Origin of the sequence: Neptuniibacter marinus (assembly GCF_001597725.1) — a bacterium.
In the GTDB taxonomy this organism is placed as follows: Bacteria; Pseudomonadota; Gammaproteobacteria; order Pseudomonadales; family Balneatricaceae; genus Neptuniibacter; species Neptuniibacter marinus.
In genome coordinates this window covers 48,660-72,312 of record NZ_LUTR01000008.1, presented here as the reverse complement: position 1 = coordinate 72,312, position 23,653 = coordinate 48,660, and the positions used below count along the sequence as shown (strand labels likewise).

The window sequence follows — 23,653 nt, the reverse complement described above, 5'->3', positions numbered from 1 at the left end:
GTCTAGAGTTAACATAGATGACCAGCAAAGCTGATTTTTACGTATTACCTTCAACCGATCCCGATGCTCGGGGTCGCTTTCTTTGCCGTTTGGTTGAAAAGATCCGCGCCCTTGGGCATGAGATCTTTATCCAAACCCGCGACGAAAGCGAAGCACAACGTATCGATCAGCTCCTCTGGGAGTATCGACCTGAATCCTTTATCCCTCACAGCTTATCAAATGAGGAAGATACTGCAGGCGTAAAGATAGGCTGGGACAAACAACGCCCAGCCCATCACGATGTTTACGTAAACCTAGATCTAGAGATCCCAGAAGACGCGCTCAACTTTGATCGAATTCTTGAAATTGTTGTCCAAAGTGAGGACATACTTACCGCAACACGTAGTAATTACAAACTCTATCAAAAAAGCAATGTACAGATAGACATGCATGATATGCGTAAGAAAGTCTGATATATCCTGTCTTATTCAGTGATCGACAGATTAATATCTGCAACTTATTCAGACCTATAAAACAAGACTCCATTTAACACACCACCCTCCCTCAAACCCCACCCGTCCAAACAGAGCATAAAAATAGATCAAAACATCTGCTCCAATCCCTCGCCACTTATTAGTTTTAACCTGTATAATGCCGGGTTTATTTGTGCCTCCCAACCATTCAGGGAAGCCCACAACTGACTGATTTTCAGAAAATACTTTTCGGAAGAACTAGAGCGCCATGGAAACTACTTACCAGCCGCAAGAGATCGAAAAATCCTGGTACAAAACCTGGGAAGAAAACAACTACTTTGCCCCATCTGGCGAAGGTGACTCCTACTGCATCATGATTCCGCCGCCAAATGTCACTGGTAGCTTACATATGGGTCACGCTTTCCAACATACGATCATGGATGCGCTCACACGCTACAAGCGTATGCAGGGCAAAAATACATTGTGGCAAGTCGGTACTGACCACGCGGGTATCGCAACCCAGATGGTTGTAGAACGTAAATTGGCCGCAGAAAGTCAGCAAACACGCCATGACCTTGGCCGCGATGCGTTTATCGAAAAGATCTGGGAATGGAAAGAGGAATCCGGCGGCACAATTACTAACCAGATGCGCCGCCTAGGCAACTCTGTTGACTGGAACACTGAGCGTTTCACTATGGACTCGGGCTTTTACAAAGCCGTACAAGAAGTCTTTATCCGCCTCTATGATGAAGGCCTCGTTTACCGTGGTAAACGCCTTGTAAACTGGGATCCAAAACTACATACCGCCATCTCTGACCTTGAAGTCGAAAACAAAGAGACTAAAGGTAAAATGTGGTACCTACGCTACCCATTAGCCGATGGCGAAAAAACGGCTACAGGCGACGATTTCCTCGTAGTCGGCACCACTCGTCCAGAAACTTTCTTGGGTGATACTGGCGTGGCCGTTAACCCAGACGATGAGCGCTATAAAGACCTCATTGGCAAAGAGGTTGTTCTTCCATTTGTTGACCGCCGTATTCCTATTGTTGGCGACGAACATGCTGATATGGATAAAGGCACGGGTTGCGTAAAAATTACGCCGGCTCATGACTTCAACGATAATGAAGTTGGCAAGCGCTGCAACCTACCTATGATCAATATCTTGACCTACAACGCCGATATTCGCGATGAAGGTGAAGGCTTTAATACGGACGGAACGCCTAACAGCGATCTTAATACAGCTATTCCAGAAAAATATCGCGGTATGGAACGCTTTGCTGCTCGCCGTGCAATCGTCGCGGATTTTGAAGAAGCAGGCCTACTGGTTAAGATCGAAGAAAACGATATGACCGTACCTTACGGTGACCGTGGCGGTGTGGTTATCGAACCTATGCTAACGGATCAATGGTTTGCCGATGCAAAAACGCTGGCTAAACCTGCGGTCGAAGCAGTCGAAAAGGGCGACATCAAATTTGTACCACAACAATACGAAAATATGTACAACGCTTGGATGCGTGATATCCAAGACTGGTGTATCTCTCGCCAGCTATGGTGGGGCCACCGTATCCCGGCCTTCTACGATAATGAAGGCAATGTCTATGTCGCAAACGATAAAGAAGCTGCACGCCAAAAATACAATCTAGATCCAGAAACAGAACTACGCCAAGACGATGATGTACTAGATACTTGGTTCAGCTCGGCACTTTGGACATTCGGCACACTAGGCTGGCCTGAAAACACCCAGCGCCTGCAGACGTTCCACCCAACTGATGTACTGGTTACCGGCTTCGATATTATCTTCTTCTGGGTTGCCCGCATGATCATGATGACCATGCACTTTATGAAAGATGAAGATGGCAAACCTCAAGTACCTTTCAAAACCGTTTACGTTACTGGCCTAATCCGCGATGAAAACGGCGATAAAATGTCCAAGTCTAAAGGTAACGTGCTAGATCCGTTGGATATGATTGACGGTATCGAGCTACAAACGCTACTTGAGAAACGTACCGGCAACATGATGCAGCCGCAATTGGCTGAGAAGATCGGCAAACGTACCGAGAAGGAGTTCCCAGAAGGTATCTCTGCCCATGGTACTGATGCTCTACGTTTCACCCTTGCTGCACTGGCCTCTACTGGCCGTGACATCAACTGGGATATGAAACGTCTAGAAGGTTACCGTAACTTCTGTAACAAAATCTGGAACGCAGCCCGCTACGTGTTAATGAACACAGAGGGCGAAGATTGCGGCCAAAACGCCACTGACGATAACGGCATTGAACTATCTTTAGCAGATCGTTGGATCAGCAGCCGTCTACAGCAAGTCGAAACCGACGTTATCAAACATTTCGACGAATACCGTTTCGATATGGCCTCTAAAACCCTGTATGACTTCATCTGGAATGAATACTGCGGTTGGTACTTAGAGCTATCTAAGCCGGTATTATGGGACGAAGATGCCTCTGCAGAAGCCAAACGTGGCACACGTCGCACTTTGGTTCGCGTACTTGAAGCGCTCCTTCGTTTAGCACACCCGATCATGCCTTACATCACTGAAGAGATCTGGCAACAAGTTAAAGGCTTAGCCGGCAAAGATGGCGACACCATCATGAACCAACCCTACCCTGTTGCTAACAACGATAAGTTCGATGCAGCCGCTGAAACGGAGATCGAATGGCTAAAAGGTGTTATCACTGGCGTACGTAATATTCGTGGTGAAATGGGGATCTCTCCAGCTAAAGAACTTTCAGTGCTACTACAAAACGGCAGCCCTGAAGATCTAACTCGTCTTAACGCTAACCGTACTTTCTTATGTAAATTAGCCGCACTGGAAAGCATTACTTGGCTTAACGTCGGTGACGAAGCGCCAATGTCAGCAACACAACTAGTTGGTGAAATGGAAGTACTCGTGCCAATGGCTGGCCTGATAAACAAAGATGCTGAGCTAGCACGTCTACAAAAAGAGCTCGATAAGCTGCAAAAAGATATAGCTCGCGTCAAAGGCAAGTTGAGTAACGAGAAGTTTGTATCCAACGCCCCTGAAGCGGTTATCGCTAAAGAGCGTGAAAAGATGGCTGCCTCTCAATCTTCTTTTGATAAGCTACAAGAGCAATACGCGAAAATTGAAGCGCTTTAATTAAGCACTAGATATTTGAATCACAAAAAAGCCCAGACACTGTTCTGGGCTTTTTTGGGCAGAGGGTAGAGACGTGTTCAGTTTTTACAAGGTCACCACAAACAGACTATGCCACAGCAACCCTTCGGCCAGAGGCAGGCCTCCTACAAACCAGCAACACCCCCGCAAGAATAAATCCCGCGCCAATAATAAAGTTCAGCTCAATCTGCTCATTAAGCCACCAGCTCCCCAGCAACACACCCAAAACAGGGGTCATAAAGGAGAGAATGCCTAGCTGAGATGCCTTATAGCGGGTTAACAACCAGAACCAGAGCAAAAAAGCGAGAAAAGCAACTCCAATTCCATGAAACGCCAAACTTGCCAGCACTTCAGGTGTCAGATTAATAGAAGCCTGCTCGCTCCAAAAGGACCACAACCCCAGCACCACAAATGCAATTAACAGCTGATAAAATAAGATCTGCTTCGCTGGTAGCACCGACAACCCCGTTGCTCGAACAACAACCGTTGTAACGCCCCACGAAGCCCCCGCTAACAATGCCAATAGATCGCCCAACAGCACCACTGCACCGAAACTGCTTGCGTCTCCCCCAATAAATGCCAACACCATACCGCTAAATGCTAAGGCGATACCGACCCATTGCAGAATGCCCATACGCTCGCTCGGTATTTTAATATGTAGCCCTATCGCAGCAAAAATAGGGGAGGTATAAAGAAAAACCGTTGCATGTCCAGCCGTTGTAAATCTTAACGCCTCCCCTAATAAAAGAAACTCCAAAGTAAATAAAACACCGATCCACAGCGCTGGCCATCTATTTTCAGGCGCGAGCCTGACTTGAGTTCGCTTCGGGCGAATCAACATCATCAACAGCAGTAGCGCAATTCCATATCGCAACGCAATCTGGAAAACCGGCGCAATATCCTCTTCAACCGCTTTTAAAACCACCTGTTGTGATGCCATTACTAAACAAAACAGCAACATACAACCAAATGCAAACAGATCGAGTGGTTGACGAACCAACATATAGATACCCCATAATAGTGTAGCCACTATTATGTTTTGTCTTAAATAATTTATATAGCTAAAATAAGACAAATAGGCATGCAGATTCGCCAAGTTAGCGAAACATATTTTTTCCTCTAGTGCGTTAGTCATGTCATCATGGCCTTTTATTCACACACTGCTAAAGTTCAGCCCCCCCCAGCCGGAAGTTATTTTCCCGATTCAAATAACCCAATGTTGATAAAAGTATTGACCTATATTCCTCTGGAATTGCTTTATCCAAAGCCCGCCGACTAATATTTGTAAACACAGCCCCATAGCCATAAGGACAACACAACTTCCCCTTATAGCGACCGGACACTTGTTTTAAAGCAGTATCAGCCTCCAACATATTTAAAACTTGGTAACTACACTGGCGAGCTTGTTCAATAGGATTAGATACTGTTTTCATTCCTGAACCAGTCAGTAAATCTACCGAATGATGACTGATCTTCTTAATACTCTCAGGCTTCCAATCCTTTACCTCTAAAAACAGCAAGCCTCTTGACGGGTGCAAAATAATAAAGTCAGGATCACGACGTTTCCCACCAACGGGATGTCATACCAACACAAATAATCATCTTCCAGAAAGGCTTCTAAACGGCGAGCCAAACGCTTCTCGCCTGATGTCATATTAGGTAAGCAAGTATTTAAGAAGGGGATCAACTCAGCCATAAGCAACCTACTTGCAAACAAATAAAAAAACAGGGATAACTGCTATCTAACCGCTCCACTAATCTCCTCCCTACAAAACGGTTCCATTAATTTTCTGCGGCAAAATCTCAGCTTTATCCATACTTTCAAAGCGCTTCCCCAACAAAGCCTTTAGCTCTTCTGGTTTATACCCACGTTTTGCCGGTACTCGATAAAGCGAAAGCCCTGCGGATTCACATACTGACTCAAGCAGTTCATCACGTTGCTGACGTTTCTTTTGGTTGTGACTTTGATCATCCAGCTCAATAGTGCAGACAGGGATTAAAATATCGCGGTACATATAATGTAATCGGAGTGCTTAGCATTAACCTTATTAAAAGCTTTTTGCCATTCGCTTCGGTTTTTTGATGGGTTAGGTTCTATTAGATCAGCTACACGCACCTTGCCAAAAACACGATACTTATCCTGATCAATGACTTGATCAAGCACACCTAAAAAAGAGCGTTCGGCTGCACTAAACAGGGTTTTCTTTTGACGATAACCAAGTGCGTCACTTAAAGGGTTTTCACTATTTAATTAAGAGACAAGACCTTTTAAGAAAAATAACGCAATTAACATTAGTACGACAACAATCAGAATTATATCCATTAAATACCCTTTACTCGCCGTTCCTTTTGGCTTTTGCTCCTAGACCCTCTTGGTCTACTGGCAAACAGTTTGCCTTTATCAGCAGCCCATGACACAACTACACTTACTGATAAGTAGCTGAGGCTTAAGCTCATAAATGATGAAAATCTGTAATCGTACTTTCAAGCACTGCTTTGATTATCTTCACGCCAGAAAATAAAGCTTTTTGCGTTAACATTTGGAATGGTATTTATTACAACTTTCGCGTAAAAGGGAATGTTATACGTGCAGATATGTAAGCAATAGATCTTAGCTCCTGAAAAAATTCAGGAGTGCTAATGGGCGAAGGTAAGCGGAATTAGTTAGATCTGAGCAGACGTTAGCTGCCTATGGTCAAGAGCCGTTAAGCTTTCAGATCGGCTTATATAATCCCGTCTAGTTTTCGGATAATTTGTATATTAAATGGAGTTACTTATGTGTTTTGTCGCTTATCGTCGTTTTTTATATTTAGTTAGCGCTCTTCTTTTAAGCGTTTTATCTTTTTCTGCAAGCGCAGAAAAATATGATGACTCAGTGGCTCTTAAAGGAATTGATGCAGTGAAATCTGTTTTCTTAATCGACTTTAAAACGGCCGCACAAACAGCTTTTTACATGGACTTAATAAAAAGTACTTACGATGGCTTAGAGCGACAAGGCGTATCTACCGAGATGATCATTGTTATTATCGGGCCCACAGTGCAATTCCTCAGCAAAACAAATAACCCTGAACTGACATTCGATTATGAAAAAGAGTTTGACTCTATTCAAGCGAGTATCAAAGCTTTACATGAGCGCGGGGTGAGAATTGAAGTTTGTGCAATTGCGACTAAAGTTTTTAATGTAAAAGATGAAACCCTACCACCAGAACTAAGCATGGTGGCCGATGGCTTTATCTCTCTTATTGGGTGGCAAACTAAAGGATATAAATTAGTACCCGTTTTTTAAGAGAGTACAAATCACAAAGATAAGAGAGACAACCTTACCTGTAAAATAGACCTCTCGAAAGCAGTCGAGGGGTCCCTTCGAGGGATAAGGTTTTGCTTTTTACAACTTCAACGGCACAATATACAGTGACCTATAGGTTAGGTGCTTACCCCAGCTACAACAACCCCGACTTAATCAAATCAAAGCTTTCTAATATGCGTGCTACATACTGATCTTTAGGGCGGAAACTACCCTGAGTCTGTTTGAGTAAATCATCTTCCATATGCTTAAGCATTTTGCGCAGTCGGAAACGATGTAACCCTGTTTTCGCTTGTATAGGGTCTGTAATAATACCGGATAAAGCGGCAAAAGATGCCAACAATGTCAGTACAAACACTATACTCAGCGTAGTTAAACCCAAAGATGGATCAGGTGGGAAAGCACCATAATAGAGCTCCCCCACTCTATGGCCAAAAATAAAATCTGAAGCAGCTAATTGGATACTTAATGAATAGGCTAACATTAGCGCGATACCTATGCCTCCGGGTGTAAATTTCTGGAAGGCAAAGGCTCCTAAGATAGTACATGACAGTGTGTTTGCAATATCAGCTGAAGCGGTTCTGGCAACTTGATACTGGGCTAAAGATTCAGTAACAATAGGTTGAAAACAGGCATGGAAGTGTTTTTCATCCACTTCCACATGTTCTGCACGTTGATAAAGATTGCGCAATTCATCTGTGATATACCAGTTAAGGGTGTATTCGCCTTCACCCAAATCCTCCTTAGCTGCCTTAAGCAGATCACTGAGAACCAGATCAGAAATCTGTTTCTGAACATCGGTGGTAAAACCGGCGGGAATAGCAGCCAATATTTTGCCTAACTGATCCCCATCTGAAAAACGACCTAGCAAAAACTTAAACAAACTGATTAAGGTAAAACAGGGTGCCCAAAAAAGATTAACAGGGGCACGGAAAATATCTAATCCCCAAGCAATACGGTTGGTTTTTATAGCGCCAGGGTAATTAAAATGCCGGCTTACAAAATCGGGGATACGCGCTTGACAAGATTCAAAGTAACGCTTGATACCACGCTCAATAGCTGGCTCGACCTCTCCCGACAAGCTCACTATAGGTAACGTTAGATCTGAGTGTGACATAAATAACTTAGCCTAAGTAAGACCTTATGGCCATGATGATAAAAACCTTATTGAGTTTAAAACCTTTAGGTTAAGCCCTGATGAAACTCGGTAAATTAGTTTATATCGACATAAAGCAGAAAAATCGGCCAGCATTCAATACTGGCCGATTAATATGAATGGTTTGTATCTTAACTATCAGCTAACAATTACTCTGTAGCGGCCTTGGCAAACTTTGCCAACGCACCAGAAACTTTAGCCACCGCAGCATCACAGCCTTTAACATTATGGCGTGAAGCAAGGTAATGAGGGTCATTATAGCTCAACCATACGGCTCCATTTTCATCCTGCCAAACTAGTGCTTTTTGCGGCAGATCTATCGCCATAGTTTGGGAACATTGCATCAAGGGAGTACCTACCTTGGGGTTACCAAACAACACCACCTCAGTTTCACGTAACTCTTTACCAGCCTTTTTAGCGCCTTCCGTATGATTTATACGCGTAAAAACAGTCATCCCTTTGCTTGTTAGTACTGATTCTAATTTATCCGCAGTTTCTTTTACGCCATGCGTACTTGGTACACTTACAAGACCATTTTCAGCTAAGGAGCCATCCGCCGCAAACGAAAAATTACTAATACCTAACGTAAGCGCAACTAAGATTAATGCTTGTTTCATATATAAAGCTCCCTCAATTTAATCAAACAGCGGTTGAACTGAATATGTGACAAGACACATGAGAATAAGTTTCAAATAAAGTAATTACAACCTTCTTAATCTGTTGACCCAACGGGTCACAATAAGGATTACACCCAAAGCAAGTAAGAAAAAGTAACTACTGACAATCATTCCTCAGCGTAAGGGAAAAGATAATCGCTTGAACGACTCCCTCATCTCCGATTAGTCATTAATTTAAACTCCTTAGCCGCCAGCTTAGCTAGATACTTTAAACCTATCACAGGAAAAAATAGATTAGCCCACAAAGCTTCCCCAAAAACTGTGGATAACACTGTAGATTAATTATGGACATCCCCTATATACCCCTAAATATAAGGCTTTCAGATAACTGTTTATTTATTAACCCTATCCACTAAAGCCCCATTTCTCGATTAATAGCAACATCTTTTTAATAAATATGCTTTTAATTCTTTAACCAAAAATTTTGTATAAAATTCACTCAACTTAAGCTTATGTTTAACTATTTTTTTACCCCCACATTCTGTGGATAAGTATGTAGACTAATTATGGGTATCCTCACAAAGGCCCGTAAAATAGGGATTATAGAAGACTGCCTACTTTTCAGCCCATTATATGGACTATAAAATTATTTAATATATCCACCACTTTTATTGCTTTCTACCCCACCCTTATAGTACTTCTAACACTAACTGTTCCTAACTAAAATAGATTAGATGTCGTTGACCCTTCTTTCCCTTTTTATCCCCACTTTTTTCTTAGTTTCTATCACCCCTGGTATGTGTATGACCCTAGCTCTTAGCTTAGGTATATCAATTGGCGTAAAACGCAGCCTTCATATGATGTGGGGGGAACTGATTGGCGTGGGCTTAGTCGCTACATCGGCGGCCCTTGGGGTTGCTACCTTAATGCTTAAATATCCTGATGCGTTTCTCTTTCTCAAATTAGGTGGCGGAGCCTACCTATGCTGGATTGGTTATCAGATGTTCCGCTCAAGAGGAAAGCTCGTTTTAACCGAATCGACACAAGAGCAACCAGAGCTATCTCGATTACAATTGGCATCCAATGGTTTTTTAACTGCGGTAGCAAACCCTAAAGGCTGGGCTTTTTTTGTTACCCTCTTACCACCCTTTATAGACTCAACACAGCCAATAGCACCGCAATTAAGTATGTTAATCGCCATAATTCTACTGCTGGAGTTCATCTGTTTGCTGATTTACGCAAATGGCGGCAAGCTACTTCGGCAACTACTGATGAAGCGCGACAATGTCCGTTTAATGAACCGTATTGCAGGCTCACTTATGATTATTGTTGGATTATGGCTAGCACTAGGAAAGTAAGCCCTGCTCCAAGTTAAAACAGAGCTCAATAACTAAGAACGGAAGTAAGATCCTTCCTTCTATAGCTGTTCATCCATTGATTTCACAGTAATAGAAGAAAGGTCTAATTATTGTTCTGATAGAAGCCGTATCAATTTCTTGATACTGAAACCTCCCCACTCACAACCCAAGCAGAGTCACCTGTACTATTCTGAGAGCGGATACGGTATTGATAAGTGCCCCCAAATACAGAGTCTTGATAACTCGTAGAATCGGCTGCCGCCCTCACAACGGAACGATAAGTACCCCATTGATTAGAGAACTTACGACGTTTCTCAATATAGAAACCCGTTTCATTTGTACTTTGATCGGACCAATTAAGCGTTACTGTGCCAGCACCCGCTATGGCAGTAAAGTTACTTGGTGCCGCAGGTTCTGTCGGCGTAACACTACCATCCAATGCCGCAATAGCTGCACCAGCATCTAAAATACCAGACCCGCATTGAACACAGGAGTCAGGAAATGCACGTGCCGTTGAGGTTAATATAGTTTTCACTTCAGTAGGCGTAACACTCGGCTTTTTCACATAGAGTAAACCAGCCACTGCTGCCACATGAGGGGCTGCCATACTAGTGCCTTGATAATAAGCGTATGTTGGAGCGGCTGGAACCGTTGTACCTTCATTTAAGGTAGAAAGCACGCCATTACGTGCACCTGTACTTGTTTCCCCACCAGGTGCTGCTAGATCAACAACATCGCCGTAGTTTGAATAATAAGCTCGACCTCCAGCTCGGTTAGTAGAAGCAACGCTAATTACATTATTACAGCTAGCAGGCGTATAGTTTCCAGCATCATCATCCGAGTTACCCGCTGCTACCACAATCGTTGTTCCGGCCGCAACCGCAGTATCTATCGCTTGCTGGTAGGTTGCATTACAACTACCCGCGCCACCGATACTCATATTAATAACTTGCGCTTTATTCGGGTTGTCCTCGCCAGTCGCAGCCCAAACAATCGCATCTGCAATATCGGAGGTATAACCACCACATTTACCCAATATACGAACAGGCACTATATTAATTTTGTTATAACCAACACCAGCAACACCTGCACTATTATTAGTAAAAGCGCTGATCGTGCCACTGACATGAGTCCCATGCCAACTACTATTTGACGCCTTAGAGCCTAAATAACATTCGCCTCGACTAACCCAATCACCGGGATCACTTGGGTCAGCATCTCGTCCATCGCCATCATTAGATATGGACTGTGCAGTAATCATATCTGTACCGCCAATAACATTAGCATCTAGATCGGGGTGCGCTGTGATCCCCGTATCTAAAACAGCTACATTTACCACTGAATCACTACTATCTAATTGATTCCATGCACCATCAGCATTCATACCTCCAACCGGTTCAAAATAATGCCATTGCAGGTCATAAATTGGCTTCTTTGTACCCACGATGCCTTCGGTAGGAGGGACCGCTAAGTCATTAATAGCAAACATCATCTGGTCAGCTTCAGCGTATTTGATACCAGAGATAGCTTTCAACACTTTCAAGTAGGCTTTTACACTCGAAAAATTTTCTCTTGAGGGAAGTCTAAATACATAGGAACCTTGAGAAGTTTTACGAACAAAGGCAAGTTTCTTATTAAGGCGTGTTGATAACGTTCTCGCTTGTGAATTCCCTTCAACATTTGCATTATCAAACTTAATGATAATCTGATCAGTAGGTTTATGCTCCACCGTAACAGCCGCTGCATTTAGCGATATTAAAGAGGTTAAACCAAGCAATGGTAACAACCGAAGATTCCTAATTTTCATTTTAAATTCCTATAATCCCTTACCACATGGATAAACTAATTCGAATCTTAAAAGACGGCTCTGAAGCATATCGGATCAATCAACCAATCCTCATATCTTATAAGTTCAAAAACTGGTAGTGGCATTTTAGCTTTTTTGAACAAAAAATGCTCACTGCGGTTTTCAATTGAAGACTAAATAACTTGAAATTCATTAACTAGAGGCGAGAAACGTAAGAGGGTGCTAAGCGCAGTGAGGTAAAAACGATGTATTTAGCCCGGCTAAGGGCGATAAACATCGACCATTTTCAAACTAAATTGCGCTTGGCCGAGTTCAGAATTAGCAGTATTAGGGGCAGAGATTGTTCGTTCAAACCGCTCAATAATTTCGACTAAATTATAACCATTTTGAGGGGCGACTCTAAGTAAAGGCAAACCCACTTCATAACACAACTCCTCAATAAATAGATCTTGTTGTTTATGACGCTTTTTATGATATTCATGATCATCTAATTCGACAGCACAGATAACGGCGCTATTACTAACAGCACACACAATGTAATCAAACTGGAGGGATTTAAGCGGTTTAGTTACTTTATTCTTAGCTCTATCTGATAAGCCACTTTCTGCCTCAAATACATGCTCCATTGGAACTTTACAGATAACTCTATATTGCTCCCCGACTGCTTTTTCAAGAACAGAGGTAAACATACGCTCTTTTTGAGACAAGTTTGGATCGATTTCCTGTTTTGCCCTGACTTTCTTGAAACAAACTAACAATAGAATTAAGAAGATTACTAAAGCAGAAAGATATAGCCACGATTGTTCAATCACATTTTTAACCTTGTACAAAATGAGGCGGCAATATTACCCAGTGTGTATACAGAAAGCATCTCAAATTTAAGCGAACTGTACCTGTTTCAAACAAAATCTATCAATTATTTTCGGGGCTCTAAATCTATCAGTGACAAGAAGCGTAACAATAATAAAATTACTGATAACTTAACAATATACCGAGATCGGCCTCTATAAAGAGATCGCCCACTTAAAAGTGCTCGACTCAAATATATTAAAAGATATGTTTAAGAGTCAGAAATATCTAGAAAGGTCAGATAAAGGCGAAGATCTAATTCATATTGATGATAGTTAGGTTCCATATACTCACAAAGCTGATAGAACGCTTTGTTATGATCCATCTCTTTTAAATGCGCTAACTCATGTACCACGATCATACGTAAAAATTCCAGTGGCATCTGTTTAAAACGAGAGTCTATCTTAATCTCTTTTTTAGCTTTTAACTTCCCGCCATGCACACGGGATATACGGGTATGTAAGCCTAAAGCGTTTAATGCAGATATTTTATCGCTGTACTGTACTTTGCTAAGAGGCGAAGATTTACGCATATAGCTATTTTTAATATCTATAGCGAAATCATATAACGCTTTATTACTTTGAAAGCTATGAATTGCTGGGTATTTTTTTTGTAATATTGTGCCTAGCTTATTTTGGTCCAGCAATTCCTGCACTTGATGCTGAATGTGGCTAGGGTAATGGCTGATATATTTTAACCGATGCATTTTATCTTCAATTAGCCAAGCGTAATAAGCTAATCATACGCTTGGCTGGGTCATTAAACTGCGCGAATATGAAGCACCATGCCTTCTGAGGCATAAACCTCTATCAAGGTTCCGGCTTTTAGCTCACCTTCTGCTTCTACTTTCCATAGGGTATCGCCAATCTGAATTTTACCTTGGCCATTGTCAATATCCGCCTGCAGGGTCAGCTTTCTACCAATCAACTGGGCTGCGCGGTTATTAATATTAACCGCTTCATCTGTCGTATTTTGACTACGGAAAAACTTCCAGAAAACAATAGAAGCAAGTACAGAAAATAGAGCAAATAGCAGAAATTGGATCTGCCAATCATGTACCAAATCTATAGCTAACAAAGCTCCAACAATAAACGCAGAAATTGCCAAACCGATTAAAAAGCCTGCTGCCCCTAAGGCTTCACCGGCCAGTAGCAACAGACCAAGAATAATCCAGTGCCAATATGACAACGTTTCTAGTTGCTCAATCATTTAAGATCCTGCTTTAGTATTTTTAAGTAACTCACTAATGCCAGCTATAGAGCCAATCATGCTACTTGCTTCCAATGGCATCATAACCACTTTAGAGTTTTCGCTTGCACCTATACCTTGCAATGCCTCAGTATATTTTTGTGCAACAAAATAATTCAACGCTTGCGGGTTACCTTGAGAGATCGCTTCTGATACTACTTTTGTAGCTCTCGCTTCGGCCATAGCCAAACGTTCACGGGATTCCGCCTCACGGAAAGCGGCCTCTTTTTCACCTTCGGCTCTTAAAATAGCCGCACGCTTTTCACCTTCGGCTACCTGAACTGCTGCTTCGCGCTCACCTTCAGCCGTTAAAATAGCAGCACGCTTTTCACGCTCCGCTTTCATCTGGTTGGCCATCGCATCAACCAGATCACTAGGAGGGGAAATATCACGAATTTCTACACGGGTAACTTTTACACCCCAAGGATCGGTAACTTCATCAACTTTATTCAGAAGGTGGCTATTAATGTTATCTCGGTTAGATAGCATTTCATCCAACTCCATTGAGCCTAGCACCGCACGAATATTTGTCATGACCAAATTCTGCATAGCGCGGTATAGATCATTTACTTCGTAACTGGCTTTAGATGCATCATGCACCTGATAAAAACAAACAGCATCTGTTGTAACCTGAGCATTATCTGCACTGATAACTTCTTGCGGAGGAACATCTAATACCTGCTCCATCATGTTTTGCTTAGTGCCTATACGATCCACAAAAGGAATAATCAAATTCAGCCCTGGCGTTAGGGTTTTGGTAAAACGACCAAACCGTTCTATCGTCCAGTTGTGGCCCTGTGGGACCATCTTGACCCCCGAAAAAATTACAATCAAAGCCAGTACAACGACTACGCCTGCTGTCATTTCAAATCCAAACATTACAACCTCCATTTGTGGAACACTAAACGCCTGTACGCAGATCCAACCACTCTACCTTTTAGAGTAATTGGCAACTATGACATGTACAGCATCGATTCCCTTATTTTTCATTATTACCTGAATAATGAACTAGAGCCGTCTATGGTAATACTGATCAAGAATAACTGATAGGGAGCCTATAAAAAAATAGCTCTAAAGATGCAGGATGAGATGAGATGAGAAAGGGTTACAGAATTGAATGGAATAGAGGAGAAAGGAAGTAGATATCATCTACTTCCTTTCTAAAAATAATCAGTTAAGCGCTAATTATTTTGCTTTTTTAAGCAGTTTCTTAAGCCCTTTAAGCTTACCTTCGTGCTTAGCAATTTTAGCTTTACGTGCTTTGATCTCTTTTTTAACTGTTTTTGCTTTTACTTTAGCCATTATATAAATCTCCATTGGAATAATTAAATATAAGCACAGCAATCATCCAGGTGATAATTATCACTCTTCTTTTTGCGCATGCTCTTCTAGAAAACCACGTATAAAACGACGTATCTCACGTGCAGCGCTTGTATCTAATTCATCACACAGCGAAACAAACTCATCTCGTTGCTCACCATTAATACGAATTACTAATTGGCTGTTTTTTTTCTTCGCTTTCGTCTTCTTTTTTTCAGTCATACTGTGCGACCTCAAATATCTTCTGACAGGAAGAATACAGCAAATACAACGCATGCCCAACGCACATCGAATGTATATACATATTTATATAGGTTTTAACCTTCAGGATCAAATGATTATGAAAAACTTCATGAAAATGAAACATATAAAAGCAACGCACTTTTTATATATAGATCGATCTAAAGGTGCTTCTAATCCGCTTTAATTTCTAGGCGGCATTTGTCTAAGAGCTTGTGGTAAAATCGCGCTCATTTAAGATCCGGAGTCGGTAAAAAGAGATGGACATACTTAGCAGCGCCTTTGGAGAGTTCCAACTATCACGCTTTCCTCGCCGTAGAAAAGATCAACTTAGAGCTTGGGATGCAGCGGATGAATATATTCTTCAGCATCTTAGCGAAAATGAAGCAATCAATGAGCATTCAAAGGTGCTCATCGTTAATGATCAGTTTGGCGCGCTGGCTGTATCGCTCAATCAATTCCATCCAGAATCCATAAGCGACTCTTGGTTAGCCCATGCAGGCACTAAGGAAAACCAAACGGACAACCAAATCAGCCAAGAAGATATAACCCTTCATACGAGCCTTAACTATCCCAAACAGATATTTGACATAGTGCTTATCAAAGTACCAAAAAGCTTAGCTATGTTGGAAGATCAGCTCATCCGGTTAAAACCGCTTTTAACACGAGAAAGCACTATTATTGCGGGAGCGATGACTAAAGCAATTCATACATCAACATTAAAATTGTTCGAGAAAATAATCGGCCCGACTAAGACATCTTTAGCTAAAAAGAAAGCTCGTTTAATCTTTCCTACTATAGATGAGTCACTTAATATCACCGATTCGCCATACCCTTCAACTTACAAACTTGAAGGAACTCAGTATCAAATTAGCAATCACGCTGCCGTATTCTCTAGAGATAGCTTGGATATAGGGACTCGCTTTTTCCTACAGTACCTACCTGCCACCGATAAATATGAAACGATTGTTGATTTAGGCTGCGGAAACGGTGTCGTCGGATTAGTTGCTGCGGAGAAAAACCCTAAAGCGGTGATCAACTTTGTTGATGAATCATTTATGGCTGTAGATTCAGCTAAAATAAATTTTATCCATGCATTCGGGCCTGAACGCACAGCGATATTCACACCGACTGATTGTTTACAGGGTTTAGCTAAGAATAGTTTTGATTTAGTACTCAACAACCCCCCGTTTCATCAGCAGAATGTTGTCGGTGATTTTATAGCACAGCAGATGTTCCATGAATCTTACGCCGTACTCAAAAAAGGTGGGGAGCTCTGGGTTATTGGCAATCGCCATCTTGGTTACCATATTTCACTTAAGAAAATCTTTGGTAACTGTATAACCGTAGCCAGTAATAAAAAATTTATAATTTTAAGAGCCACTAAATAAAATATAACAATATGGGGTCGATAGTGCATCTACCGACCCATTGATTATCAGCTACTTAAGGTCAGCGGCATAGGGATGAACTCCCCAACTTCATCGGGTTGCTGATCAAGTACAGCTTCCCATCCCTCTTCCCCCGGTTTCATCTCGTCCGGTAAACCCCATAGTTCACCACACCAATAAGCGGCAATCCAACGCTTACCATAACGGACTTTATAAAAGCCTCTTTCTCTACTGTTATTCACCATCGTCTCCTTTTTGCTCAAAATGCGAAAACCTCTCATTTATCACGCAAGAAGCAGTTTGAAGAACCTCTTGCTTGTAAAGGACCTATTATTTCAAAAATGTACAAGTGCTGACCTCTCATTACATGGGGCCATTTCACTTATACAAATCAGGGATAAGTGTACACAATACGCTTAAGCTATAAACAGCATTTAGTCTAAGGTTTAATAAGTATGCAGAGATATACAAACTCAATAGGCATATGACAAAAACAAAAAAAGACCACCAAAGTGATCTTCTTTTGCTGTAGTAAGAGAACTCTCTATCGAACCGAGGAAGGTGACAACAACCTCAATAGTATCCGCTTACTTCTTTTTATCTTCGTTCATCAATCCGCGAACTTTAAAAAAGCCCCAAGTCATAGCGGCGCTCATTACACCAATCATCAACAAGCTAGGAACCAACACTTCCATACTATATACATCAACCATCACGATATCCCCACGATTTGTTCGTAATTTTTTACTGCTCTGGTAAAGGAGATTACCCCTTTACACATTAGCAAATATTGATGCAGCTCAAGAAAGCCCCTCCCGTTTAATACTGGCTTAGCCTTTTATTGATCTAGTTCAATTTATTGGGCCTTTTACCCCAAGCGCCAGGCAGTTCTTTCTGACCTACCGATCCCAGATAATGCTGCAAATCAACAGCGACTCTTCTCACACGCCCAACCTTCGAAAGCTACTCCATAAGATAACCAGCGGTTGAACAACAAAAAAAATCAATAAACAATCAATAAACAATCAATAAACAATCAAAAATTAATTACAACAAACATAAATAAATTTTAATCATTTAAAACAATAATTTGATTAAAATATTTCAAGATGACAAATAAAAAATATCCTTTAATTTCAATTAGTTACAAACAACAAATACACCCCTTTTAAAACCTAGAAATAATTTATTTTATCCTTATTTTTCAATTAGTTAGACAACAAAAAATCAACTAAAAATTTGGCTATATTCAAAACTTAATTTATAATTATCATTATTAATTTAAGATAAGTTAAATAAGGAATATGAATATGCAAGAGAAAGAAATAAGACTTCTTTTTAAGGCAGGTGTATTTGATTCTTGCCAAGCAATACCGATCTCTATGGCACGAGGCTGGACACTAAAATTTGTCACTAAACATGAAGAGGTTTTTACACTTGAACTACAACGCTCAAAAAAGGAACGTGAATTTAAAAGCTTAGATGGCGCAGCCGCCGTTGCTAAGAAGATAGGGTTTGAGTGGTTAAAAGTTCAAATAGGAGATTTAGAATGGCAGGAAAAAGTAAAATAAAGACATAAAAAAGCCGTTTATTCAACGGCTTAGCTAGGAGTAAGAATCGATAGCAAAGCAATACTATCGATCTAATGCATCCTTAATTTTCTGATCAGTTTTATACTGGCTTAGTGCATACACTGACCAAATAGCGGCAGGAATCCAACCGACAACCGTGATCTGTAAAATCAAACAGATAATGCCGGCAATTGGACGACCAATAGTAAAAAACTGTAACCAAGGTATAAGCAAAGCTAATATTAAACGCATGATAATTTCCAAATATTCACGGTAGCTTGAAGGTAATCGCTACTGCGTACGGCTTTATTTAAACGGTTTTATAACTTTAAAAAGTTTATAGTTCAATACGTCCAGCAGACAACTCATCTTCTGTTGCATCTCTGATGTCCATAATTTCCACATCAAAATTGAGTTCAAGACCGGCAAAAGGATGATTCGCATCAACCGTCACCTCCTCTTCATCAATTTTGGTAATTGAGACAAGCTGAAGATCACCCTGCTCATCCTCCATCTGACAAACCATGCCTTCAGCTAATTCGGTGAACCCCTCGAAAGACGCACGTTCAACCAATGAGACTTTGTCTTCATCACGCAGCCCATAGCCTTGCTCAGGTGACACCTTAATCTTGAATTTATCACCGACACTGTGACCCAACATGGCCTGCTCTAAACCCGGCACAATGTTTTTATGTCCATGCAGATAAGGTAAAGGGTCGCCCCCACGGGAGCCATCTAATACTTCGCCATCAGCATTAACTAAGGCATAATGAAACTTAACAACTTTATTATTTGCAATCTTCATACACTCTCCGACTTAAAGCTTAAGCTGCTGAGCCATCCAGCAACCTAAGGCTTCGATCTCTTCCATCATGACTTCATGCCCCATAGGGTAAGTAGTCCATAACGCGTTATAATTCATATCCTTCAATGCAGTCAGCGCTTGCTCGCCAAGCGCAAGCTGAACAACTTCATCTCGCTCACCATGGGCAACCCAAATAGGAATTTGATAATTACTCGATTGGCGCTGTAGTTTAATTTCCTCAGCGGTCGCCATATAAGTAGACAAAGCAACTAAGCCAGCCAAGGATTTGGGATATGTTAAAGCGGCATGATAGGCAACTGCACCACCTTGTGAGAAACCGGCTAACAGAATCTTATCCGCAGGAATGCCTTCAGCAATCTGCTCATCGATCAGGCGCTGTATCCTCTCGCTAGATGCAATCAATGTAGCCTTATCCACTTTACGGCCTACATTCATTTCTAAAATATCGTACCATGCCCGCATCGGTGCTCCGCCATTAACCGTTACAGGCATCACCTCTGCATGGGGAAATAAAAAACGTACCGCACTCGATTTAGGGAGCTTTAAGTAAGGTATTATCGGTTCAAAATCGTAGCCATCGGCACCCAATCCATGCAACCAAATAATACAAGTACTAGGTGTAGATTCTGGTTCAACGCGAACTAAGGTCGCTTCAGTTTCGCTACTCATGGTTGCAACCTCTGTATCTGCCAACCGCTCTCGGTCAGATTAAATTGAAAACGATCATGTAGTCGACTTTCTCGACCTTGCCAAAACTCAAACCGCGTAGGTTTTAAAATATATCCTCCCCACTCTTCAGGATGAGGGATCTGTCCATCTTGGTGTTGTTGCTCTAAACGCTGCACAGCTAGCTCTAATTCTTCTCTACTGGCAATAGGGTGGCTTTGACAAGAAGCCGCTGCGCTTAAACGGCTTCCAAGAGGACGTTCCTCAAAGTATTTCTTTCCCTGAGAAAGCGATAGTTTTTCTACTCTGCCTTGAATTCGGACCTGCCGCTCTAGACCGTACCAGTAAAACATCAATTCCGCTTGAGGATTTTCCGCTAGATCAGCGCCCTTCTGGCTGCGATAGTCCGTGTACCAGGCAAACCCCTCTTCACCAAAATGTTTTAACAATACGATACGTGCCGAGGGCATGCCCGATGAATTAGCCGTCGCTAAGGTCATGGAAGTGGCATCATCAGGCGTGACCGAGAGTGCTGTATCCATCCACTCAGAAAACTGAACGAGAGGATCTATATTTAATCCTGCTTCACTGAGAGGGGCAGCTATATATTCTCGACGGGTAGTGGTGAGATCACCTTTCGCTTTCATAAATATGTCTCAAGTTAATGTCTATGTTCAGTAAAAAATAAAGCGAACTATATCATTAAGGACCACAGCAAATAAGAGCGGTCAAAATAGCCACCAGCCCATTTAATCATTACGAGCAGATAAGACAAGTCAGTCCTTACACCTTAATACAAAGGCTGCCTACTGGGGGCAGTTAAACCTTTCGTATTCAAACATATATGAATGTTTATATGTTCTTATTCCTTGTTAACTTGTACCTTATTCAGCATTACCTATATAGTTGCTACTGTCACCCGCTACGCATCATTAAGGGAATTTATGCGTTTTATTTTGGTTATTATTTCGTTATTTCTAATTACTGGCTGTTTAGATAAAAATGCAAAGCCGTTCGAGGTCAAAAACTTAGCTAAATCTGACATTGATATGGTTGCAGACGTTAATATCAAAGAATGGCATAAACTTACAAAAGAGCTCACGATTAAACTCTACAAACGTAATCCAAAGGAACTTAGAAAAATTGAAGGTATGACGCTTAACATGCGTTTAGAACAGCTTTTTCCAGCAGAACGACTTCCCAATGGGTTCGCTGAACTTAACTATTCTGATGGAATTTCTGCTGTACCTTTAGCCTTCTCGGATGAGTTTAAGGGTGATCGTGTCTTCGCGTTAATGGCAGGAATTACAGGTATGCTTAATGCAGCTTATGATGGGAAGAAAGAGATTTTTTTCTTAGACGATCTAGACCAACAGAAGCTTTATAACTCTGCACGCAACCTCGAATCTATCGCTTGGCATCTGAACAATCGCAAAGATCCATCCGGACAGCTCTATATATTGAGTAACGGCATCTCACCAGAAGGGATCAGTAATTACAGTTACGAGAGAATCCTAGGTAAACTTATAGGCATTCAAGACCTTATGGCCGATATTATTGCAGACAAAACTAACCGAACGATTAACCGCGTTGTTCAAGGTGCGGCATCTATGACATTTTTACCTATTTAGCGGACCATAAGCATAGCCCTTTTTTACCCAGCACTAGCCTATCATTTAACTGAAAAGCTAAGCCCTCTACATCGATTATTAGGAAGCTTAGCTATTAGACTTTAACCCACAATATTTGAGTGGGCTATTAATCCTTATCTCTGAAATTTTATGATTTTTATTCAAAAACAGGGATATATCGGCACGATCTGGCATCTCTTCCAACATATGCCGAGTCAACCGCTCGTAGTGCTGAATAAAGCTCTTAATTTGCTCTTCATTCATAATCCGTAAATGCTCGGTTGGCTGTTGAGTGTCATAAATATATTTGACCCGCTCCGCTAACTTTTTCTCTTGTAGTGAACGCCACTCAAAAACCGCATCCATGCTCGGTACTTTTAACATTATAAGTACCTCTATCATGGAGAAAAGATCTTGATAAACACCGGATAGTTGCGCATTAACATAATCACGCCATAAACCACTGGAGTCTTTATCCCTTTCAAGCTCATTAATCGGTTCTAATAAAGCATCCGCTTTTTGCGGATCTGCACCGACACACCACCCTTCAAAGACGATAATATCAGCAGGCCCAACCCACTCTTGCCAAACCGCTGCTTGGCAACGGTCATCTGTAGATTTATCAAAAACGGGAATCTTAGTGACGGTATGCTCATCACTATTTTTTAACGAATTAAGAATCTCTATTCCCAACTCAACATCATGAGTGCCTGGGACCCCTCTTGTACGCAATAAAGGGTGTACGGCTTCCGACAGCTCAACGCGCTCATCATAGGTTTTATAGAGATCATCTATAGAAAAGCCAACAACCTTAAAATTAAAACCTTCAGTAAGAATCACTTCTAGTAAATTAAATAGGGTTGATTTTCCCGCCCCTTGCGCTCCGTTTATGCCGATGACAAGCGGGCCTGTTTTCTGTCGTTTTCTACAAGCTAGCCATGCCCCTAAAGGAACATAAATCGCTTCAAACATATCGACTAGCCCAATATCCACTTTCAAGGATTCAAGCGTTGAGGCAAAAGCTTTCTCTACCGCATCTACTGCATCTTTACGCTCTTGGTCACTTAAACAAAGCTGATCTTGTGGCCAACGTGTTAGTACGCTCATCTAAACTCCTTTATAGTCCGCTCAAATATAGTAGGCAGTGCTTTAATTATGTCTATGTTGTTCACGCAACCACATCTTAACTTTTTCAATCTGTGGGCGCTCCATCAAAGAGGGAACGTGCCCTATTCTAGGTATAGTGAATAACTCCAGCTGATCATTCGCCTGCATAGCTCGTACCGTCTTTTCTGGCAACACATCTGATTCCTCACCCCAGATTAATAACTGAGGGATTTTAATAGCCGACCAGAAAGGCCAAAGGTCAACATCATCACTACAACTATGCTTAGCAGCTTCAGCAATCGCGGGATCATAGTGCAAGGCATATTCACCATTACCCTGTAACCGTGAGCCATACTTTGCTAAGTGACGCCACTGCTTGTCAGTTAGGTTGTTAAATGACAGATAGGTACTGCGCATATACTGCTCAACATCCGACAAGCTTTGAAAATGCTTATCGCCTAGGTATTCGGCAATACGCTGTAACGCAGTAGCTGGCACAAAAGCACCAATATCATTCAGCACTAAATGTTTAATCGGGGAATTAGGCAGGGCCGCTAAACAGATCCCGATAATCCCACCCATCGATGTTCCAATCCAGTCCACTGTATCTACATTTAAACGGGCTAGTAGGGTCGTCATATCACTTAAATACTGGGGAATATCATAAGTTTGACCTGAAGGTAGCCACTCGCTTGCTCCTCGCCCAACAATATCAGGGCAGATCACTCGATATTCGCGAGACAAAGCTAAAGCCAACTCATCAAAATCACGGCTATTTCGCGCCAATCCATGCACACACACAAGCACACGAGCATTATCACGACTACCCCATTCGTGATATACCATATTGTGAAATCCAGTTGCGTTTAAGCAGCGTACACTATCAGTATGCATACAAACTCCTTTTCATGGTCATAATTAATAGCACGTTAGCACAATCTAAAGCGGCAACGTGAACA

At 41.7% G+C, this 23,653-nt stretch carries 26 protein-coding genes and 1 pseudogene; 7 read left to right on the top strand and 20 right to left on the bottom strand.

From position 1 onward, the window contains the following. The first annotated feature begins 17 nt into the window (after nt 1–17). Nucleotides 18–452, top strand: a complete 435-nt coding sequence (locus tag A3774_RS07935) for a DNA polymerase III subunit chi (RefSeq protein WP_067865866.1) — start codon at nt 18–20, stop codon at nt 450–452. 268 nt (nt 453–720) lie between these two features. Next, complete coding sequence (locus A3774_RS07930; RefSeq protein WP_067865863.1) at nt 721–3,585, top strand: valine--tRNA ligase; 2,865 nt, start codon at nt 721–723, stop codon at nt 3,583–3,585. Between the two features lie 106 nt (nt 3,586–3,691). Here A3774_RS07930 and A3774_RS07925 read toward each other — a convergent pair whose 3' ends face one another. From A3774_RS07925 to A3774_RS17250, 4 genes and pseudogenes are all read right to left on the bottom strand, one after another. Next, nucleotides 3,692–4,606 carry a DMT family transporter gene (locus A3774_RS07925; RefSeq protein ID WP_067865966.1) on the bottom strand — a complete coding sequence of 305 codons (915 nt, stop codon included), beginning with the start codon at nt 4,604–4,606 and terminating at the stop codon, nt 3,692–3,694. A 160-nt stretch (nt 4,607–4,766) separates the two neighbouring features. Further along, a pseudogene (locus A3774_RS07920) lies at nt 4,767–5,159 on the bottom strand (nuclease-related domain-containing protein); the annotation flags it as partial. Nucleotides 5,160–5,369: 210 nt separating this feature from the next. After that, nucleotides 5,370–5,618 carry a DUF2726 domain-containing protein gene (locus tag A3774_RS07910; RefSeq protein WP_067865854.1) on the bottom strand — a complete coding sequence of 83 codons (249 nt, stop codon included), beginning with the start codon at nt 5,616–5,618 and terminating at the stop codon, nt 5,370–5,372. Then, nucleotides 5,600–5,767, bottom strand: a complete 168-nt coding sequence (locus A3774_RS17250) for a DUF2726 domain-containing protein (RefSeq protein WP_407937492.1) — start codon at nt 5,765–5,767, stop codon at nt 5,600–5,602. The genes A3774_RS07910 and A3774_RS17250 overlap by 19 nt, the downstream gene beginning before the upstream one ends. Nucleotides 5,768–6,379: 612 nt before the next feature. Between A3774_RS17250 and A3774_RS07905 the strand changes: the two genes are divergently transcribed. Next, the gene (locus A3774_RS07905) at nt 6,380–6,889 is read left to right on the top strand and encodes a DsrE family protein (protein ID WP_067865851.1); all 510 of its coding nucleotides are present in this window, start codon (nt 6,380–6,382) and stop codon (nt 6,887–6,889) included. 154 nt (nt 6,890–7,043) lie between these two features. Here the strand turns inward: A3774_RS07905 and A3774_RS07900 are convergent, their stop codons facing one another. Together A3774_RS07900 and A3774_RS07895 are read right to left on the bottom strand one after the other, a co-directional pair. Further along, nucleotides 7,044–8,024 (bottom strand): DUF6635 family protein, encoded by a 981-nt coding sequence (locus A3774_RS07900; protein WP_067865847.1) that lies wholly within the window; start codon nt 8,022–8,024, stop codon nt 7,044–7,046. A 188-nt stretch (nt 8,025–8,212) separates the two neighbouring features. Further along, the gene (locus A3774_RS07895) at nt 8,213–8,680 is read right to left on the bottom strand and encodes a DUF302 domain-containing protein (RefSeq protein ID WP_067865845.1); all 468 of its coding nucleotides are present in this window, start codon (nt 8,678–8,680) and stop codon (nt 8,213–8,215) included. 734 nt (nt 8,681–9,414) lie between these two features. Here A3774_RS07895 and A3774_RS07890 point away from each other — a divergent pair. Continuing rightward, nucleotides 9,415–10,038 (top strand): LysE family translocator, encoded by a 624-nt coding sequence (locus A3774_RS07890; RefSeq protein ID WP_075107930.1) that lies wholly within the window; start codon nt 9,415–9,417, stop codon nt 10,036–10,038. Nucleotides 10,039–10,168: 130 nt separating this feature from the next. Here the strand turns inward: A3774_RS07890 and A3774_RS07885 are convergent, their stop codons facing one another. The 6 genes from A3774_RS07885 to A3774_RS07860 form a co-directional block, all read right to left on the bottom strand. Beyond that, nucleotides 10,169–11,845, bottom strand: a complete 1,677-nt coding sequence (locus tag A3774_RS07885; protein ID WP_067865840.1) for a S8 family serine peptidase — start codon at nt 11,843–11,845, stop codon at nt 10,169–10,171. Nucleotides 11,846–12,105: 260 nt separating this feature from the next. Further along, nucleotides 12,106–12,657: a DUF2726 domain-containing protein gene (locus tag A3774_RS07880; RefSeq protein ID WP_067865837.1), complete on the bottom strand. Its 552-nt coding sequence runs from the start codon at nt 12,655–12,657 to the stop codon at nt 12,106–12,108. Nucleotides 12,658–12,905: 248 nt separating this feature from the next. Next, the gene (locus A3774_RS07875) at nt 12,906–13,400 is read right to left on the bottom strand and encodes a M48 metallopeptidase family protein (RefSeq protein WP_067865834.1); all 495 of its coding nucleotides are present in this window, start codon (nt 13,398–13,400) and stop codon (nt 12,906–12,908) included. A gap of 53 nt (nt 13,401–13,453) precedes the next feature. Then, nucleotides 13,454–13,903, bottom strand: coding sequence for an NfeD family protein (locus tag A3774_RS07870; RefSeq protein ID WP_067865831.1), 450 nt, complete (start codon nt 13,901–13,903; stop codon nt 13,454–13,456). Next, nucleotides 13,904–14,821, bottom strand: coding sequence for an SPFH domain-containing protein (locus A3774_RS07865; RefSeq protein WP_067865828.1), 918 nt, complete (start codon nt 14,819–14,821; stop codon nt 13,904–13,906). Between the two features lie 483 nt (nt 14,822–15,304). After that, on the bottom strand, nt 15,305–15,484 hold the full coding sequence (locus A3774_RS07860) for a hypothetical protein (protein ID WP_067865825.1): 180 nt from the start codon (nt 15,482–15,484) through the stop codon (nt 15,305–15,307). A 278-nt stretch (nt 15,485–15,762) separates the two neighbouring features. Between A3774_RS07860 and A3774_RS07855 the strand changes: the two genes are divergently transcribed. Then, on the top strand, nt 15,763–16,893 hold the full coding sequence (locus A3774_RS07855; RefSeq protein ID WP_067865821.1) for a methyltransferase: 1,131 nt from the start codon (nt 15,763–15,765) through the stop codon (nt 16,891–16,893). A 47-nt stretch (nt 16,894–16,940) separates the two neighbouring features. On the opposite strand, the gene A3774_RS07850 is transcribed toward A3774_RS07855, so the two are convergent. Beyond that, entirely contained in the window at nt 16,941–17,135 is a 195-nt protein-coding gene (locus A3774_RS07850) for a hypothetical protein (protein WP_156473682.1), read from the bottom strand. Between the two features lie 345 nt (nt 17,136–17,480). Beyond that, on the bottom strand, nt 17,481–17,606 hold the full coding sequence (locus A3774_RS17165) for a hypothetical protein (protein WP_269454615.1): 126 nt from the start codon (nt 17,604–17,606) through the stop codon (nt 17,481–17,483). A gap of 597 nt (nt 17,607–18,203) precedes the next feature. Here A3774_RS17165 and A3774_RS07845 point away from each other — a divergent pair. After that, nucleotides 18,204–18,464 (top strand): hypothetical protein, encoded by a 261-nt coding sequence (locus A3774_RS07845; protein WP_067865815.1) that lies wholly within the window; start codon nt 18,204–18,206, stop codon nt 18,462–18,464. Nucleotides 18,465–18,527: 63 nt separating this feature from the next. Here the strand turns inward: A3774_RS07845 and A3774_RS07840 are convergent, their stop codons facing one another. The 4 genes from A3774_RS07840 to pdxH all read right to left on the bottom strand — a co-directional run bounded on the left by A3774_RS07840 (nt 18,528) and on the right by pdxH (nt 20,603). Beyond that, a complete protein-coding gene (locus A3774_RS07840; RefSeq protein WP_067865811.1) occupies nt 18,528–18,716 on the bottom strand; it encodes a YqaE/Pmp3 family membrane protein in 189 nt (62 codons plus the stop codon). An 85-nt stretch (nt 18,717–18,801) separates the two neighbouring features. Next, nucleotides 18,802–19,269, bottom strand: coding sequence for an FKBP-type peptidyl-prolyl cis-trans isomerase (locus tag A3774_RS07835; RefSeq protein ID WP_067865808.1), 468 nt, complete (start codon nt 19,267–19,269; stop codon nt 18,802–18,804). A gap of 12 nt (nt 19,270–19,281) precedes the next feature. Further along, nucleotides 19,282–19,959, bottom strand: a complete 678-nt coding sequence (locus tag A3774_RS07830) for an alpha/beta hydrolase (RefSeq protein ID WP_067865805.1) — start codon at nt 19,957–19,959, stop codon at nt 19,282–19,284. Further along, a complete protein-coding gene (pdxH, locus tag A3774_RS07825; protein ID WP_067865802.1) occupies nt 19,956–20,603 on the bottom strand; it encodes a pyridoxamine 5'-phosphate oxidase in 648 nt (215 codons plus the stop codon). Before pdxH ends, A3774_RS07830 begins: the two co-directional genes overlap by 4 nt. Before the next feature lie 297 nt (nt 20,604–20,900). Here pdxH and A3774_RS07820 point away from each other — a divergent pair, with 297 nt between their 5' ends. Further along, nucleotides 20,901–21,587 carry a hypothetical protein gene (locus A3774_RS07820; protein WP_067865799.1) on the top strand — a complete coding sequence of 229 codons (687 nt, stop codon included), beginning with the start codon at nt 20,901–20,903 and terminating at the stop codon, nt 21,585–21,587. Between the two features lie 87 nt (nt 21,588–21,674). Here the strand turns inward: A3774_RS07820 and A3774_RS07815 are convergent, their stop codons facing one another. After that, nucleotides 21,675–22,694: a hypothetical protein gene (locus A3774_RS07815; RefSeq protein ID WP_067865797.1), complete on the bottom strand. Its 1,020-nt coding sequence runs from the start codon at nt 22,692–22,694 to the stop codon at nt 21,675–21,677. A 42-nt stretch (nt 22,695–22,736) separates the two neighbouring features. Then, nucleotides 22,737–23,588 (bottom strand): alpha/beta fold hydrolase, encoded by an 852-nt coding sequence (locus tag A3774_RS07810; RefSeq protein ID WP_067865794.1) that lies wholly within the window; start codon nt 23,586–23,588, stop codon nt 22,737–22,739. Nucleotides 23,589–23,653: the final 65 nt, after the last annotated feature.